Source organism: Xanthomonas campestris pv. asclepiadis (assembly GCF_020784175.1).
Lineage (GTDB): Bacteria > Pseudomonadota > Gammaproteobacteria > Xanthomonadales > Xanthomonadaceae > Xanthomonas > Xanthomonas campestris_D.
Map to the genome: position 1 here is coordinate 19,646 of NZ_JAJGQM010000013.1, position 15,417 is coordinate 35,062.

Genomic DNA, 15,417 nt, shown 5'->3' on the forward strand with positions numbered 1-15,417 from the left:
TCAGAGCATTTCGGGTGCGAACAGGTGCTGCCGCGAGACTTCGTCGCCGGACAGCATGAAGCGGCCATCGCCGCGGTAGTGCACCGTCCTGGGAAGCGTAGGCCGCCTGGCCACCTGCGCGCTCACCACTTCCCAGACGAAGAGGGCGTGGCGGTTGATCTGCCGCCCGTCGTGCAGGCGGCATTCGAAACTGGCGTAGCACTCGGCGATGGCTGGCGCCGCGACCCGCTGGCCGGGAACTGCAGTCAGCCCGAAGTGGTCGAACTTGTCCATCTGGGCACCGCTGCTGTTGCCAATGCCGATCACGGTGTCGAGCAGCTCGGCGGTCGGCAGATTGATCACGCATTGTTTGCTGCGCCGGACCAGTTCGAAACTGTGGTTGCCGGGAGCGATGCAGCAGGCGATCAGCGAGGGCGAAAACTCCAGCACCATATGCCAGCCCATGGTCATGATGTCGCGTTGGCCCTTGTGGGCCGAGCTCACCAGCACCACCGGCCCGGGTTCGAGGAAGCGGCGCGCCTGCTCCACCGGGAATGCATGTTTCCGATACTGTTTCATGGACACACCAGCTGATTGGATGTGGCGATCGACGGCGTCGATGCGCTCATTCCAGCACATGCACGCTATCGGCGATGCGCTGCACTTCATCGGGATTGTGGCTGACGTAGAGCATCGGCAGGCGGATTTCGTCGCGCACGCGCTGCAGGTAGGGAATCAGTTCTTCGCGGCGCGCCTGATCCAGCGCCGACAAGGGCTCGTCGAACAACAGGATCGCCGGTTGCGACAGCAAGGCGCGGCCGATCGCCACACGCTGCGCTTCGCCCCCGGAGAGATTGCGTGGCCGGCGTTGCAGCAACGGCGCGATACCCAGCAGCGCCACCACATCGTCGAAGCCGAATGGCGCCGCGCCTCGGGCGTGCCGGCCATAACGCAGGTTGCGGCGCACATCCAGATGCGGAAACAGCCGCGCATCCTGAAACACGTAGCCGATCCTGCGCTTGTGCGTGGGCAGGTCCACGCCTTGCCGGGCGTCATACAGGCAGCGTCCGTCGATGCGGATATGCCCGGCCTGCGGCCGCACCAAACCGGCGATTGCGTTGAGCACCGTGCTCTTGCCCGCGCCGGAGGGGCCGACCAGGGCCACCACACGGGCCTGGTCCTGGATGTGGACATGCCGTTGGAAATTGCCGCGCTGCAGGTGCAGGTCGATATCGAGCATCAGCCGTCCTCGCGTGGATGCGGTCTGCGCACCAGCCACTCGGACAGCAGCAACGCCGCCAGCGAGATCGCCAACGCAACGCCGGCCAGCCGCCACACGCCCGATTCCATGCCCGGCACCTGCATCAGCCCGTAGATGGCTGACGACAAGGTCTGGGTTTCGCCAGGGATATTGGACACGAATGTGATGGTCGCGCCGAATTCGCCCAAGGCCTTGGCGAACGCCAGCACCATGCCGGCGACCAGGCCCGGCCAGGCCAATGGCAAGGTGATGCTGAAGAACACCCGCCACGGGCCCGCACCGAGCGTGGCGGCGGCTGCTTCCAGGCGACGGTCGGTCGCTTCGATGGACAAGCGGATCGCGCGCACCATCAACGGGAACCCCATCACCGCGCATGCCAGCGCCGCACCGGTCCAGCGGAACGCGAACTGGATGCCGAGGTGTTCCAGCAACCAGCTGCCGACCGGCCCCTGCGTGCCCAGCACCACCAGCAACGCGTAGCCGGTCACCACCGGCGGCATCACCAAGGGCAAGTGCAGCAACGCGTCCAACAGGGCCTTGCCCGGAAAGCGCCGCCGCGCCAGCAGCCAGCCGCAGGCGATGCCCGGCGGCAGGCTGGTGATGGCCGCGACGATGGCGACCTTGAGACTCAGGCCGATCGCGGTCAGCTCCTGCGGGGTGAACATCGACAACGGCGCGCCTCAATCCTGCAACGAAAAACCACGGCGAATGAAGATCGCCCTGGCCGGCTTGCTGCCCAGCCATTGCACGAACGCGGCGGTGCCGGCATTGCTGCTGTTCTTCAATGCGGCCACCGGATACACGATGGCCTCGTGGCTATCGTCGGGGAAGGTGGCGACCACGCGGACCTTGGGGTCGGCGCTTGCATCCGAGCCGTACACGATGCCCAGCGGCGCTTCGCCACGCGAGACCAGCATCAACGCGGCGCGCACGCTTTCCGACTCGGCCAGGCGATTGCTCACGCCATCCCACTGGTCAAGCTTGCGCAGCGCTGCGGCGGCATACTTGCCGGCCGGCACGCTGTTGGTCTGGCCAACCGCCAACCGACCGCTGTCGCCGAGCGCCCTGGCAATCGCGCCCGGCTGGCGCGGATCCACGCGCAGCTTGCTGGTGGCCGGGGCGATCAGCACCAGGGTGTTGCCGAGCAGGTTGTGACGTTGCGCCGGCACGACCAGGCCGCGCTGCTGCAGATAGTCCATCCATTCCAGGTCGGCCGAAAAGAACACGTCTGCCGGTGCGCCTTGCTCGATTTGGCGTGCCAGTGCAGAGCTGGCGGCGTAGGAGACGCGCACGGGCGTGCCGGTCGCCTTCTGGTAGGCGGCCGCGGCCTCGTCCATGGATTCCTTCAGGCTTGCCGCAGCAAACACCGTCACCGGCGCGCTCTGCGCCGTGGCCAGGACGGGCAGGGCAAGCATCAGCACGCAGAACGCGCGCTGCCAAAAACCGATCATGCGCATGGGGAGCTTCCAGCAGGGTCAGACACCGATCATAGCGGCTGCGCGCGATGCGCCGCGTGGCGGCCACGCTGACGCGTCAGCGAACCACCCCGTCACAGCGTCCGGCCTGCAGATTGGTCTGCAATGCCGGCCGGATCAGCCTGGGCTCGGGCAGCGTGGCATCGCGTGCCTGGCGCTGCGCCACGAACGCATCGACCTCCACGCCATCGCGCACATGGATATTGCTGCGCCGCTGCTCGCCGATGCTGGTCTGGTAGGCCACGTCGCGGCCGCCCGGGCCGTAGTCATGGCAGACGAACACGCGCGTGTCCTCCGGCAGCGCGTACATGCGCTGGATCGAGGCGAACAGTTGCCGTGCATCGCCGCCGGGGAAATCGCAGCGCGCGGTGCCGGCGTCGGGCATGAACAACGAATCGCCGGGAAACAGCGCATCGCCGATCAGATACGCGATGCTGTCGCTGGTATGCCCAGGTACCGCGATGACACGCACCTGCAGCGTGCCCAGAGCGAAGCGCTCGTCATCGGCGAACAGCTGATCGAACTGCGAGCCATCGGCACGGAAGTCCTCCGGCAACGTGTAGCGTGGTGCGAGCGTCTGCTGCACGTCCCGAATGCCGTCACCGATGCCGATGCGTGCCTGCGGCCAGTGTTGCTTCAGCCACTGCGCGGCAGACAGGTGGTCTGCATGCGCATGGGTTTCCAGCAGCCACTGCACCTGCCAGCCGTGGTGGGCGATGGCATCGACGATGGCCTGCGCGGCGCGCGTGCTCACCGCGCCGGTGTCGGCCGCATAGTCCAGCGCCGGATCGATCACCGCTGCCGCCCCGGTCGCCGCGTCGGCGACCACATAGGTGAAGGTGTTGCTGTCGGCGTGAAAGAACGCAAGCACCTCGGGCTGCATCGGCGTCTCCATCTCAGGGCGCGGCCAGCGCCGCGTTGAGCACCGCGGCCAGTCGGTCGCCTGCCACGCGCAATTGGGTCTCGGCAACCGGACGATAGGTCGCGATGTAGTCGCCCGGCAACACGTGCTTGCTCGGATAGACACCGGGCGTGACCGCGATCCTGCAGGAGGCCTGCGCCCATGCCGCAGCCGGCGGTGGCAGCACCGGCGATGTCGCGGCGGCGGCCGGCAACGCCAGCAGGCGTTGCAGATACGCATCGTCATCAAGATGGCGGTCGTTGAGCATGCCGCTGTCCCATAGCGCATGCAGGTTGCTGCCTTTGCCAGCGACCTGCAGCTGGAATGCATTGCCGCCCTTGTCGTGCGCGTAGCCGGCATGCATCGGCTGGTGGATGTCGCCGACAAAATGCACCACGAACTTCAGGGCCTGCCGGCGCACGTCCAGGGGCTGGCTGCGGTCGGCAAGCAGCGCGGGCTGCCGGTCGAGCGCGGCGATCACGCAGTTGCCGTCCGGGCAGTCGCGCGGCGGCGCATACGTGCAGTCGTGCTCGCCAAGATTGACGTAATGCCAGGGCCCGGAGCGCTTGCCCAGCTCCGGATCGTGCTCGCGCAATTCGTCGGCCCAGGTGGCGACACCGGCCAATGTCGGATTGACTTCACCTTTCAGCAATTGCGCCACCTGTGCCCGTGCCTGCGGGCTGAGTTCGGTCTCGGCAATGCGCGCCACCAGACGGTGGCCTTGCGGCCCCCAGGCGAAGGCGCTGATGGGCTGGAGTGCCGCGGCAACGGTTGCGGCAAGAAGGAGGATGCGATGGGAGAAGGTCTTCATCCGGCAATTGTACGCATCGGTCCGGGACGGTTTGATGGCCGTCCCCGGTCGAACACAGCCACGGCTCAGCGTGGCGTCAGCGGCATGCTCAGAAGTACACCAGGTACGACACGCCATAGGTCAGCGGATCGATCCGCGCCTTGCCCAGCCGGCTGCCATTGAAGTCGACGTTGCTGCGCGAATCGGTCCAGCGCGCGTCCACCCGCAGGCCGCTGCGCTCGTTGAAGATGAAGTCCACACCGACATGCGCGGTGGCGCCCACCGAGTCGTCGAAGCTCAGATCGCCATTGCCGAAGGCATCATCGACGTCTTCACCGAGAAACGTGGTGTAGTTGATGCCGACGCCCACGAACGGCGACACCGTGCCGTAGCCGTTGATGTGGTACTGCAACAGCACGCTCGGCGGCACCGACCAATAGCTGCCCACCTTGCCGACGCCTGCAAGCTCCAGATCGTGCTTGCCCGACACCGCGGCATGTACCTCGATACCGAGATTGTTGCGCAGGAAGTATTCGTAGGTGAACGACAGCGCCGGGGCGCCCTTGATCTCGGCACGCGTGCCGCCGAAGCTGCCGCTGTCGGACTTGGGCGAGACATAGCCGGCGCCGTAGCCCGTGGTCCAGTGGCCGGCCGATTGTGCAAGGGCGGGTGCGGCCGAGGCGGCCAATGTGATGGCGAGGGCGGTACGGATCAGCATGCTCATGGAATCCCCGGGTAGGTCGGACAGGCGGTCGACGTGACCAACCTGTCCGCAACTCCGGCGGTGGATTCACGTCCCTGGACGCCAAGTGTGCCAGAGATGCAGCGCGTACGCTGCCGGGCTCAGAACCGGTGCACGTAGGCCACGCCGTAGACCAGCGGATCGATATTGACCGTGCCGATGCGGTTGCCGTCTAGGCGCGCTTCGGTATCGATGTCGATCCAGCGCAGGTTCACCCGCAGCGCGCCGCGCTCGCTGAGCTTGTAGTCCATGCCTGCATGCAGGGCCAGGCCCCAGGAGTCGTCCAGTTCCAGCTCGCTGCCGGCCAGCGCGCCGCGCGTGTCGGTGCTGAAGAAACGGGTGTAGTTGATACCCGCGCCAACGAACGGTGAGAGCTTGCCCTGGCTGTTGAAGTGGTACTGCAGCGAAATCACTGGCGGCAGATGCTTGGTGCTGCCGACCCGACCCAGCCCGCGCAGCGCGATGTCGTGCTCGAACGGCAGCGCAGCCAGTACTTCGATGCCCAGGTTGTCGGCGATGAAGTATTCCGCGGTGAAGGTGGGCTTGATGTCCTTGCCGACGTCCGCCTCGAGCGTACCGCCGACCAGACGGCCGTTATCGGACTTGGGAGCGACCTGGTGGGCACCGACGGCAACGGTCCAGTCGCCTTTGGATTGAGCCAATGCGGGGATGCTGGCGAAGGTGGCGGCCAGGCCGGCGAGCAGAAGGGTAGAGCGCATGCGCATGGAAAGTCTCGTTGTGTGCAGAGGATGGAGAAAGTCTTGGGGCTTTGCCCGATGGATGCCTTGATCCTGATCAATCCGTCCGCGCAATGACGCTGTGGGCCATGCGCGGACGGGAGCAGGGACCGGCAGCGACAACAGCGATCGGCGCCGTGCCGGTGATCGCACCGGCGCATCGCGTCTGACCTGCAACGCGATGCGCTTGGCGCAAGCGGCGGCGCGGGAGGGGCGCGGACGCCTGCATGCGCGGTGGGGCAGGCAGCAAGCGGATGGCTGCAGGGAGCCAGCACTTACTTGACCTTGGCGACCTTGGGCGCATCCACTTCCGGCATCGCCGAGCTGTGGTGGTTGATGATCAGCCACTTGTCGTCGCGCTTTTCGTATACGAAGGTGTAACGCGCCTGCACCTTGCTCTTCTTGCCGTCCTTGTCGGTCAGCGTGAAGGTATAGACGCCGGCATCCACTGCGCTGTCGTCATCGAGCACGCGCACGGTGCGGTAGTTGACGACGCCCTGCGGCTTCTTGGTCAGGAACATCTCGAAGTAGTTTTCGATCTGAGCACGCGAGGCGCGCACCTCGTTGGAGACGGTCGGCAACAACACGCCGTCCGGCGCGTACAGATCGGCCACCTTGTGCGGGTTGCCGGTGGCCAGTGCCGCGTTCCAGGTGTCGAACAGCGCGGCGACTTCGCGCGCTTCGCCATCGGTGGGCAAGGTGGCCTTGTCGGTGTAATGCATCACGCCGCCAGCCAGCGCCGGGGTGGCGGCCAGAGCCAGGACCAGAGAGAGAAGGGTGCGACGCATGGGGAATCTCCGTTGTGATGGATGGGTGCCTCAGCAGGCAGGGCCAGTATCGAAATTCACGGAGCGCCGAAATTCCGCTGTTCGGCATATGCATGGATACGCCTTTCAGCGTATCGCTGTAAGACTTAAGTTATTGAAATAAAATGGATAACTCGAAAAATAAGGCGCTGTTTAGACTGTCGCTTCTGTGCGGCGGGCCGGATCGTCAGGGGTATCAGAATCAGGGACGCATCAGCGCGCACCGCCTCGCGCCTGTGCTGCCGGCCAGCGCATCCTTATCGCGTCGTCGGTTGACGGCACACCTAGGCAGGGTGCCCATCTTCCGATTCCCGATCCCTCAATCCCCAATCCCCAATCCCCAATCCCCACCCCGCATGCACCACGGCACAACGTCCTCACGCTACGTGCTGCAGCGCTGGCTGCAGCACGGCTGCGCCAGTGCGACGCTGCTAGAATGGCCGTCCCTTTCCATCCGCCGCGCCATCGCGGCCGCAGGAGCTAGTGAACATGGCAATCAAGGTTGGCATCAACGGATTCGGTCGCATCGGCCGCAACGTGCTGCGCTCTGCGGTGCAGAACTTCGCCAATGACATCGAGATCGTGGCCATCAATGACCTGCTCGAGCCCGATTACCTCGCCTACATGCTGCAGTACGACTCGGTGCATGGCCGCTTCAAGGCCGATGTATCGGTCGAGGGCAACACGCTGATCGTCAACGGCAACAAGATCCGCCTGACGCAGGAGCGCGACCCGGCCAACCTCAAGTGGGATGCGGTCGGCGCCGACGTGGTGATCGAGTCCACCGGCCTGTTCCTGACCAAGGAAACCGCGCAGAAGCACATCGACGCGGGCGCCAAGAAAGTGATCCTGTCTGCACCGTCCAAGGACGACACGCCGATGTTCGTGTTCGGCGTCAACGACAAGACCTACAAGGGCGAAGCGATCGTCTCCAACGCCTCGTGCACCACCAACTGCCTGGCGCCGTTGGCCAAGGTGATCAACGACAAGTGGGGCATCAAGCGTGGCCTGATGACCACCGTGCACGCGGCCACGGCAACGCAGAAGACCGTGGACGGCCCGTCGAACAAGGACTGGCGCGGTGGGCGCGGCATCCTGGAGAACATCATTCCCTCCTCCACCGGTGCTGCCAAGGCCGTGGGCGTGGTGATTCCCGAGCTCAACAAGAAGCTGACCGGCATGAGCTTCCGCGTGCCGACCTCGGACGTGTCGGTGGTCGACCTCACTGTCGAACTGGAAAAGCCGGCCACCTACGCCGAGATCTGTGCGGAAGTGAAGGCGCAGAGCGAAGGCGCCTTGAAGGGCGTGCTGGGTTACACCGAAGACAAGGTCGTGGCCACCGACTTCCGCGGCGAAACCTGCACCTCGGTGTTCGACGCCGACGCTGGCATCGCGCTGGACTCGACCTTCGTCAAGCTGGTGTCCTGGTACGACAACGAGTGGGGCTATTCCAACAAGTGCCTGGAAATGGTGCGGGTTGTCGCGAAGTAATCCTTGCGCTTAGGCGACGAGTGAAGGCCCCGGCATGCCGGGGCCTTTCGTTTTGTATGTGCCGGAGCGTGACGTGTGCTGATGCCGTCACCGCGTCGTTGGCAGTACGAGAAGTGGACTTTGCGAGGCCCACGTGCGCTAATTTGCGGGCACGGCGGTCGTTCCCGTGTCGTGTACGAAGGATCGGGGAACTCCATGGATCGAGAGAACAAAACTCATGAGTAAATTTCTGGCGGGCGTATTGGCGCTCGGTGTGGTGATTGCGGTGTCGGCTCCGGCGACCACTTGGGCAGCGAAGAAGCAGACCGGTACGCCGGCCTGGATGAATGCCGATGGCGAGGTGATCAAGTCGGCCGATGTCGAGGCGGGCTATGGCGAAACGGTCAAGGGCATCAACGATTACGAAGGCGAGATCACCGGCAAGCCGGCGCCTGACAGCAAGTTCACCCAGCTGAAGATCGGCATGCCGATGAAGCAGGTCACCGATCTGATTGGTCAGCCGAACGATCAGGGCTCCTACGTGACCGGCAAGGCGTTCATCCCGTTCTTCTTCGGCGGCGACCGTTACCGTTATGAGATGGCCTACAAGGGCCAGGGGCGCCTGGTGTTCGCCGGTAAGTCGATGGACACCGGCGGCAACCTGATCTGGATCATTCATAACAAGAACGACAGCGGCTACCGCGAATAAGTGTCAGACGCCCGGTTCTTCCGGGCGTTTTTTTGGGGTGCATGTCCGTGCCTGTAGCCAGTGTGTGCGGGGGCCGTCAACGGCATCGCGTCGTTGCGCTTTCGCCAGTGATTGGCTGCCCAGACGCGCCCTGAGCCTGTATGGTTCGCGCATTCGGCCGGATGCCGACTCAGGGGTTGTGCGTTGGAAACGATGATCGTGTCGGTGGTGCTGTTGCTGCTTGCGGTGCCGGTGGGGTTGGTGATTGCCCTGGTGTGGATCGCCCGGCTGCGGCGGCGCGTGGATGCGCTGGAACAGCGGCTTGCGCAATGGCAGGCCAGTGGCGCAGGGGTCGAGGACGCGACGGCGGTGCACAGATCAGCGCCAACGCCATCGCCTGCCGGGGCATGGGAGCCGCAACAGGCGTCAGACGTCGGTATGTCTGTGTCTGGCGAGCCTGAGCTGCCGCGCGCAGCAGATCTGCAAGCCGCGCCGACGCCGGCGGTCGCACCACTGGCAGTGCCGCCGTCATTGCCGGCAGAAGCTCCCGCATCGTCTGCGGCGCGCAGCGCAGTGCAAGCGCCGCCCCTGGCCTGCCGAGTTCGAGCCGCAAGCGCACGACGTGCCCTCCGGGCCGGGCCCGCTGGCGCGCGTGGCCAGCGCAGTGAAGCGCTGGTTCACTGAAGGCAACGTGCCGGTCAAGGTCGGCATGCTGGTGTTGCTGGCCGGTGTGGCGTCGCTGTTGAAGTACGCCAGTGACCAGGGCTGGATGCGCATGCCGATCGAGCTGCGGCTGGCCGGCATCAGTATGCTGGCGCTTGCCGGCCTGGTCTTCGGCTGGAAGCAGCGGCTGCAGCGGCCCGGCTTTGCGTTGGCGTTGCAGGGCGGGGCCATTGGCGGCTTGCTGCTGACGGTGTTTGCCGCGTTCAAGTTGTACGGGCTGCTCGGCGCAGGCCTGGCGATGGGCATCAGCGTGGTGCTGATTGCCGGCATGTGCGTGCTGGCGGTGGTGCAGGATTCGCGCACGCTGGCGGTGCTGGGTGTGCTGGCCGGCTTCCTTGCGCCGATCTGGCTGTCCACCGGCAGCGGCAATCATGTTGCGCTGTTTTCGTATTACGCGGTGCTCAACGCCGGCATCGTGGCGATCGCCTGGATGCGTCCGTGGCGGGTGCTGAACCTGCTTGGATTCGCCTTCACCTTCGGCATCGGCACGCTGTGGGGCGCACTGCAATACACCCCGGCGAAATTCGCCACGACCGAGCCGTTCCTGCTGTTGTTCTTCGTCATGCATGTGGCGATTCCGGTCCTGCATGCGCGGCGCGGTGATGGCAGTGCGGGCAAGCTCATCGACGGCAGCCTGTTGTTCGGTACCCCGCTGGTGGCCTTCGCATTGCAGGCGCGCCTGCTGGATGGCGAGCGCTTGCCGCTGGCGCTATGCGCGTTGGCGGTGGCTGCGCTGTATGCAGGTCTGGCCAGCTGGCTGCTGCGCCGCGCTACCACGCGTTTGCTGGGCCAGGCGCATGCGATGTTGGCCGTCGGCTTTGCGACCTTGGCGGTGCCGCTGGCATTGTCGGCGCGTGCCACCGCCAGCGTCTTCGCGCTCGAAGGTGTCGGTCTGTTGTGGCTGGGGCTGCGGCAGCAACGTCGGATCTCGCAGTTCAGCGGGGTGGCGTTGCAGTTGCTGGCAGCCGTCGGTGTCGCCTTCGGTGTGGATGCGTGGCGTTACGACGCGGTGGCGGTGGCCAATGCCACCTGCATGAGCACCTTGCTGCTTGCGCTGGCCGGCTGGGCCAGTGCCTGGTTCCTGCGCGATGCAGGGCAGCCGCGCCGCGCGCTGGTGGCGTATCTGTGGGGGCTGGGCTGGTGGACGCTGTGCGGTGTGCACGAGATCTTCCGCTTTGCTGGTGATCTACGCAGCAAGCCGGATCTGCTGCTGGGCTTTGTCGCGCTCAGCGTGTGGCTGGCCGCCGAGGTGCATCGGCGTCGCCCGGCAACGGCACTGGTGTGGACGGCGATGGTCGGGTTGGCGCTGGCGACGCCGCTGGCGCTATGGCAAAGCCATGCGCACACGCAACCGTTCGCGCATTGGGGGGCGCTGGCCTGGTTGGCGTTCGCCGGGGCCGGCGCGCGCGCGCTGTGGTGCCTGCGCAGGCAGCATGGCGCCGGCACCCTGGCCGCACAGTTCATCTGGTGGCTGCTGTGGCCGTTGGTGGTGTCATTGGGCGTGGCCTGGCTGGCCGATACGTTCATGCTGGCAAATGGCTGGCGTTGCGCCTTGCTGGCCGCGCCCTGGTTGATCGTGGCAGCAGTGGGTCTGTTGCGCTGGCCGTGGCTGGCGTGGCCGCAGGGTGCCGGCTTCGATCGGGCACGCAATGCTTTGCTGGGCTGTGTGTTCGCGGTGCTGGGCATCGGTTGGCTGATCGTACTGCTGGACCCGGTGAGCGCCGCGCCATTGCCATGGCTGCCCGTGCTCAATCCGGCCGAGCTGGCGCAGCTGGCGGTGCTGGCCTTGCTGGCGCGGTGGGCCTGGTCTGCGCAGGCGCCGTTGGCCGTGCAACGCTGGCGGGTGACTGCGCTGGGCGTGTCGGGCTGGGCCCTGATCACCGGCAGCACCTTGCACAGCGTGCATCACTGGGGTGGCGTGGCGTGGGATGCCGGCTTGATCGGCGCGACCCTGTCGCAGACCAGCCTGACCATCGTGTGGAGCGTGCTGGGCTGGGTGATCGGCTCGCGGCGCGGTCAGCGAGGGCTATGGCTGGGCGGGGCATTGTTGATGGGCCTGGTGCTGGCCAAGCTGGTGCTGGTCGACCGCCAGCATCTGGGCAATCTGCTCGGCATCGGCTCGTTCATGGCCTATGGCCTGTTGTGCACCGTGGTGGGCTATATGGCACCGGCGCCGCCGCGCCAGCCGGTGGCCGACGAGCAGGCTGTCGGAGACGATGGCGTCGACAAGGATCAGGCATGAAATCGAGGCAATGGGGATGGCTGCTGCTGGTGCCGCTGCTGGCGCAGGCAGCCAATGTGCGCCAGGACTATCGTCAACAGTGGCCGCTGCAGGTAACCGGCGCGGATGCTGGCCTGTATCAGCTGCGTTTGAATGCGGCGATCTATCGCAGCGCCAATGACCCGGGGCTGCGCGATGTCACGGTGATCGACGCGCGTGGCGAGGAGATGCCGGCCGCGCTTTTGCCGATGGATGCCGCGCCGGCTGCTGCGCCGCGTCGGCAACGCCTGCCCTTGTTCGCGCTGCCGGCCGGTGCGGCGCCGGCCAACGGCGATCTGCAGCTGATTGCCGAACGCGATGCCAGTGGCGCGGTGCGTCGGCTGGAAGGCCGCTTCGCCACCGGCACCGCTGCCGTTGCAGGCGCCGGTGGCAGCTGGCTGATCGATGCCAGCGCGTTGCGCGATCGTCCGCGTGCGCTCTGGCTGGACTGGGATGGCAACACGCCGGTGCAGGCCCGGCTGCGTGTGGAAGGCAGCGACGATCTGCGCGACTGGCGCGTGCTGGCCGTCGATGCCACCGTGATGGCGCTGGACAACCAGACGCAGCGTCTGCAGCAGCGCTGCATCGCGTTGGACGCTGGCGCGCGCTATCTGCGCATCGTGCCGGTGTCCGGCGAGCTGCCGGCCTTGCGCGCGGTCGATGCGGAACTGGACGGCGTCTCGGCGCCGCCGCAAGCGCAGTGGCTGGAATTGCCGGGCACTGCGCAGGACAAGGCAGTGGTGTATGCCTTACCCGGGCGCTTTCCGATCACCCAGATCGATGTCAGTGGCGGTCAGGCCGTGGCGGTCGAATGGATCGTGGAAAGCCGCGATGCCGACGACGCGCCGTGGCTGCGGCGTGCCGGGCCATGGTTGGCGTATCGACTCGGGACTGGCAACGGCGCCGCGTCGCCGCCGCAGCAGCTCTCAGCCCCGGTGCGCGATCGCCAGTGGCGGTTGCTCGCCGCACAAGGGCGCAGCACCGCAAAGCCGACGCTGCGGGTGGGCTACCAGCCGGAACGCATGATGTTCCTCGCACAGGGGCAGCCGCCGTATGCGGTGGTCGCGGGCAGCGCGCGGGTGCAACGTGGCGACGCGCCCCTGGCCTCGATGCTGCAGGCGCTGCGTCGTGAACGCGGCGCGCAGTGGCAACCGGCGCCGGCCAGCATCGCCACGCAGGCGCAGCCGCTGGCCGGCGATGCCGCACTGCAGCCGGCCACCACACCGCGCGACTGGAAGCGCTGGTTGCTATGGGGGCTGCTGATCGGCGGCGCCTTGCTGGTGGGTGGTTTCGCCGTGAGTCTGCTGCGCAGTTCAGCGGCCAATCGCAGCCCCTGAAGACGACGTGCGTCGCACGGCGGTTTGCCGCTGCGGCGCGAAGGTCCGACAATGGGCATCCCCCGTCGCCAAGGCAGCCGCATTGCCCGTCGTCCTCGACCGACCATCTCCCGCATCGCCAGCCGTATGGGCGGCGACATGCGGACAGGCAATCTGCAATCTCCGCGACCTGCACGCGGGCCAGACCACGTCGTGCGGCTGCCAGGGCGTCGTCTGCCCGCGCAGCGCCCAGACATCGGCGCCACGTGCACCAGCCGCCTTTTCGATTCCCCAATCCCGATTCCCGAATCCCCAGACTTAGCGAGCTGACCCCATGTCCATCGTCCGCATGACCGACCTCGATCTCTCCGGCAAGCGCGTGCTGATCCGCCAGGATCTCAACGTGCCGATCGACAACGGCCAGATCACCTCCGAGCAGCGCATCACCGCCTCGGTGCCCACCATCAAGCTGGCGCTGGAAAAGGGCGCCGCGGTGATGGTCACCTCGCACCTGGGCCGCCCCAAAGAGGGCAGCTGGACCGAAGAAGATTCGCTGGCGCCGGTGGCCGCGCGCCTGACTGCGCTGCTGGGCGTGGACGTGCCGCTGATGCGCGACTGGGTCGACGGCGTGGACGTCGCGCCGGGCCAGGTGGTGCTGCTGGAGAACTGCCGCATGAATGTCGGCGAGGGCAAGGACGACGAGGCGCTGGCGCGCAAGTACGCGGCGCTGTGCGATGTGTTCGTCATGGACGCCTTCGGCACCGCGCATCGCGCGCAGGCCTCCACCCATGGGGTGATCCGCTTCGCGCCCGTGGCTGCCGGTGGTCCGCTGTTGATGGCCGAACTCGACGCGCTGGCCAAGGCGCTGGATAACCCGGCCAAGCCGCTGCTGGCGATCGTGGCCGGCAGCAAGGTGTCCACCAAGCTGGAGCTGCTGTCCAACCTGGTCAACAAGGTCGACCAGCTGATCGTCGGCGGCGGCATCGCCAACACCTTCATCGCCGCAGCCGGGCATGGCGTCGGCAAGTCCCTGAGCGAGCCGGATCTGATTCCCACCGCCAACCAGATCGTTGCCGATGCGAAGCTGCGCGGTGCGGAGATTCCGTTGCCCACCGATGTGGTCGTTGCCAAGCAGTTCCTGCCCGATGCCGAAGCGACGGTGAAGTCGCTCGACGCGGTGGAGGCCGACGACCTGATCCTGGACATCGGCCCGCAGACCGCCGCGCGCTACGCCGAGTTGATCGCCAGTGCCGGCACCGTGGTGTGGAACGGGCCGGTCGGCGTGTTCGAGTTCGAGCCCTTCAGTCACGGCACCGAAACCCTGGCGCGTGCGATCGCCAGCTCCAAGGCATTCTCGATCGCCGGTGGTGGCGACACCCTGGCGGCCGTGGACAAGTACGACATCGCCAAGGACGTCACCTACATCTCCACCGGCGGTGGTGCGTTCCTGGAATTCCTGGAAGGCAAGACCTTGCCGGCGGTAGCGGCGCTCGAGGCGCGCGGCAAGTGAGTGCAGCCACGCTGTTCTTCGATCTGGACGGCACCCTGGTCGATTCGGAGCCGGGCATCGTTGCCAGCATCGTGCATGCCTTCGACGAGGTGGGCCAGCCGCGTCCGTCGCCGCAGACCCTGCGCGCGTGGATCGGCCCGCCGCTGCGCGACAGCTTCACCGACTGCTTTCCCGGCGATCCGCAGCTGGTGCAGCGCGCACTGGCGGCGTATCGCGGGCGTTACGACGCGGTCGGCTGGACCGAACTGAGCGTGTTCGACGGTATCGGCGAGGTGGTCGTCGACCTGCACCGCGCCGGCCATCGTCTGGCGGTGGTGACCTCCAAGAACGAGCGCTACGCGCGCCGCATCGTCGAGCATCTGCCGTTCGGTGCGTGCTTCGAGGACGTGATCGGGGCCAGCGAAGACGGCGAGCGCCGTTTCAAGCCGGACCTGATCGCCGAAGCGCTGCGGCGCCTGGATATCACCAAGACCGGCTGCGTGATGATCGGCGACCGCCGGATGGATATCGATGGCGCCAACCATCACGGCATCCATAGCATCGGCGTGTTGTGGGGATTCGGCGACGAAGCCGAGCTGCGTGCCGCCGGTGCCGGTGCGATCGCACACACGCCTGCCGGGTTGCGCGCCTTGATCCAGTCGTAGGAGTGACAAACAGAGCAGCTGCGCGCATCGCCAGGCGAGCGCAGCCGGCGCTCGTCGTTGGGTGGCAGCACGCGGATGCGGTGAGGGTCTTGCAGCGTCCGCGCTGCGACGGCCA

Annotated in this window: 14 protein-coding genes and 1 pseudogene; 6 read left to right on the forward strand and 9 right to left on the reverse strand. The window is 66.4% G+C overall.

Annotation, left to right across the window (positions count from 1 at the left end):
• The 9 genes from LL972_RS08360 to LL972_RS08400 all read right to left on the reverse strand — a co-directional run bounded on the left by LL972_RS08360 (nucleotide 1) and on the right by LL972_RS08400 (nucleotide 6,673).
• Nucleotides 1-558, reverse strand: coding sequence for a flavin reductase family protein (locus LL972_RS08360; protein WP_228327193.1), 558 nt, complete (start codon nucleotides 556-558; stop codon nucleotides 1-3).
• Nucleotides 559-604: 46 nt separating this feature from the next.
• Nucleotides 605-1,219, reverse strand: coding sequence for a molybdenum ABC transporter ATP-binding protein (modC, locus tag LL972_RS08365; RefSeq protein ID WP_115677306.1), 615 nt, complete (start codon nucleotides 1,217-1,219; stop codon nucleotides 605-607).
• Nucleotides 1,219-1,905, reverse strand: coding sequence for a molybdate ABC transporter permease subunit (gene modB / locus LL972_RS08370; RefSeq protein WP_228327237.1), 687 nt, complete (start codon nucleotides 1,903-1,905; stop codon nucleotides 1,219-1,221). Before modB ends, modC begins: the two co-directional genes overlap by 1 nt.
• 15 nt (nucleotides 1,906-1,920) lie before the next feature.
• Nucleotides 1,921-2,697, reverse strand: a complete 777-nt coding sequence (gene modA, locus LL972_RS08375; protein ID WP_228327194.1) for a molybdate ABC transporter substrate-binding protein — start codon at nucleotides 2,695-2,697, stop codon at nucleotides 1,921-1,923.
• 76 nt (nucleotides 2,698-2,773) lie between these two features.
• Nucleotides 2,774-3,598, reverse strand: a complete 825-nt coding sequence (locus tag LL972_RS08380; RefSeq protein ID WP_228327195.1) for an MBL fold metallo-hydrolase — start codon at nucleotides 3,596-3,598, stop codon at nucleotides 2,774-2,776.
• Nucleotides 3,599-3,611: 13 nt separating this feature from the next.
• Nucleotides 3,612-4,544, reverse strand: a complete 933-nt coding sequence (locus LL972_RS08385) for a S1/P1 nuclease (protein ID WP_429002132.1) — start codon at nucleotides 4,542-4,544, stop codon at nucleotides 3,612-3,614.
• Entirely contained in the window at nucleotides 4,516-5,130 is a 615-nt protein-coding gene (locus LL972_RS08390) for an OmpW/AlkL family protein (RefSeq protein ID WP_228327197.1), read from the reverse strand. The genes LL972_RS08385 and LL972_RS08390 overlap by 29 nt, the downstream gene beginning before the upstream one ends.
• 119 nt (nucleotides 5,131-5,249) lie before the next feature.
• Complete coding sequence (locus LL972_RS08395) at nucleotides 5,250-5,873, reverse strand: OmpW/AlkL family protein (RefSeq protein ID WP_228327198.1); 624 nt, start codon at nucleotides 5,871-5,873, stop codon at nucleotides 5,250-5,252.
• Nucleotides 5,874-6,160: 287 nt separating this feature from the next.
• On the reverse strand, nucleotides 6,161-6,673 hold the full coding sequence (locus LL972_RS08400) for an SgcJ/EcaC family oxidoreductase (RefSeq protein WP_228327199.1): 513 nt from the start codon (nucleotides 6,671-6,673) through the stop codon (nucleotides 6,161-6,163).
• A 507-nt stretch (nucleotides 6,674-7,180) separates the two neighbouring features.
• On the opposite strand from LL972_RS08400, the gene gap reads away from it, so the two are divergent.
• From gap to LL972_RS08430, 6 genes and pseudogenes are all read left to right on the forward strand, one after another.
• Entirely contained in the window at nucleotides 7,181-8,182 is a 1,002-nt protein-coding gene (gap, locus tag LL972_RS08405) for a type I glyceraldehyde-3-phosphate dehydrogenase (protein WP_228327200.1), read from the forward strand.
• 253 nt (nucleotides 8,183-8,435) lie between these two features.
• Nucleotides 8,436-8,870 carry a hypothetical protein gene (locus LL972_RS08410; protein ID WP_429002133.1) on the forward strand — a complete coding sequence of 145 codons (435 nt, stop codon included), beginning with the start codon at nucleotides 8,436-8,438 and terminating at the stop codon, nucleotides 8,868-8,870.
• A 492-nt stretch (nucleotides 8,871-9,362) separates the two neighbouring features.
• Nucleotides 9,363-11,814, forward strand: a pseudogene (locus tag LL972_RS08415) (DUF2339 domain-containing protein); the annotation flags it as partial.
• Nucleotides 11,811-13,169, forward strand: coding sequence for a DUF3999 domain-containing protein (locus tag LL972_RS08420; RefSeq protein ID WP_228327202.1), 1,359 nt, complete (start codon nucleotides 11,811-11,813; stop codon nucleotides 13,167-13,169). The pseudogene LL972_RS08415 and the gene LL972_RS08420, both read left to right, overlap by 4 nt.
• Before the next feature lie 313 nt (nucleotides 13,170-13,482).
• Nucleotides 13,483-14,658 carry a phosphoglycerate kinase gene (locus tag LL972_RS08425; RefSeq protein ID WP_228327203.1) on the forward strand — a complete coding sequence of 392 codons (1,176 nt, stop codon included), beginning with the start codon at nucleotides 13,483-13,485 and terminating at the stop codon, nucleotides 14,656-14,658.
• Entirely contained in the window at nucleotides 14,655-15,302 is a 648-nt protein-coding gene (locus LL972_RS08430) for an HAD family hydrolase (protein ID WP_228327204.1), read from the forward strand. Before LL972_RS08425 ends, LL972_RS08430 begins: the two co-directional genes overlap by 4 nt.
• Nucleotides 15,303-15,417: the final 115 nt, after the last annotated feature.

Bases quoted from the DNA above. Each gene is read 5' to 3' on its own strand.
- LL972_RS08360 (WP_228327193.1), bottom strand. From the start codon at position 558: ATGAAACAGTATCGGAAACATGCATTCCCGGTGGAGCAGGCGCGCCGC.
- modC (WP_115677306.1), bottom strand. From the start codon at position 1,219: ATGCTCGATATCGACCTGCACCTGCAGCGCGGCAATTTCCAACGGCAT.
- modB (WP_228327237.1), bottom strand. From the start codon at position 1,905: ATGTTCACCCCGCAGGAGCTGACCGCGATCGGCCTGAGTCTCAAGGTC.
- modA (WP_228327194.1), bottom strand. From the start codon at position 2,697: ATGCGCATGATCGGTTTTTGGCAGCGCGCGTTCTGCGTGCTGATGCTT.
- LL972_RS08380 (WP_228327195.1), bottom strand. From the start codon at position 3,598: ATGCAGCCCGAGGTGCTTGCGTTCTTTCACGCCGACAGCAACACCTTC.
- LL972_RS08385 (WP_429002132.1), bottom strand. From the start codon at position 4,544: ATGGCGTGTCGTACCTGGTGTACTTCTGAGCATGCCGCTGACGCCACG.
- LL972_RS08390 (WP_228327197.1), bottom strand. From the start codon at position 5,130: ATGAGCATGCTGATCCGTACCGCCCTCGCCATCACATTGGCCGCCTCG.
- LL972_RS08395 (WP_228327198.1), bottom strand. From the start codon at position 5,873: ATGCGCATGCGCTCTACCCTTCTGCTCGCCGGCCTGGCCGCCACCTTC.
- LL972_RS08400 (WP_228327199.1), bottom strand. From the start codon at position 6,673: ATGCGTCGCACCCTTCTCTCTCTGGTCCTGGCTCTGGCCGCCACCCCG.
- gap (WP_228327200.1), top strand. From the start codon at position 7,181: ATGGCAATCAAGGTTGGCATCAACGGATTCGGTCGCATCGGCCGCAAC.
- LL972_RS08420 (WP_228327202.1), top strand. From the start codon at position 11,811: ATGAAATCGAGGCAATGGGGATGGCTGCTGCTGGTGCCGCTGCTGGCG.
- LL972_RS08425 (WP_228327203.1), top strand. From the start codon at position 13,483: ATGTCCATCGTCCGCATGACCGACCTCGATCTCTCCGGCAAGCGCGTG.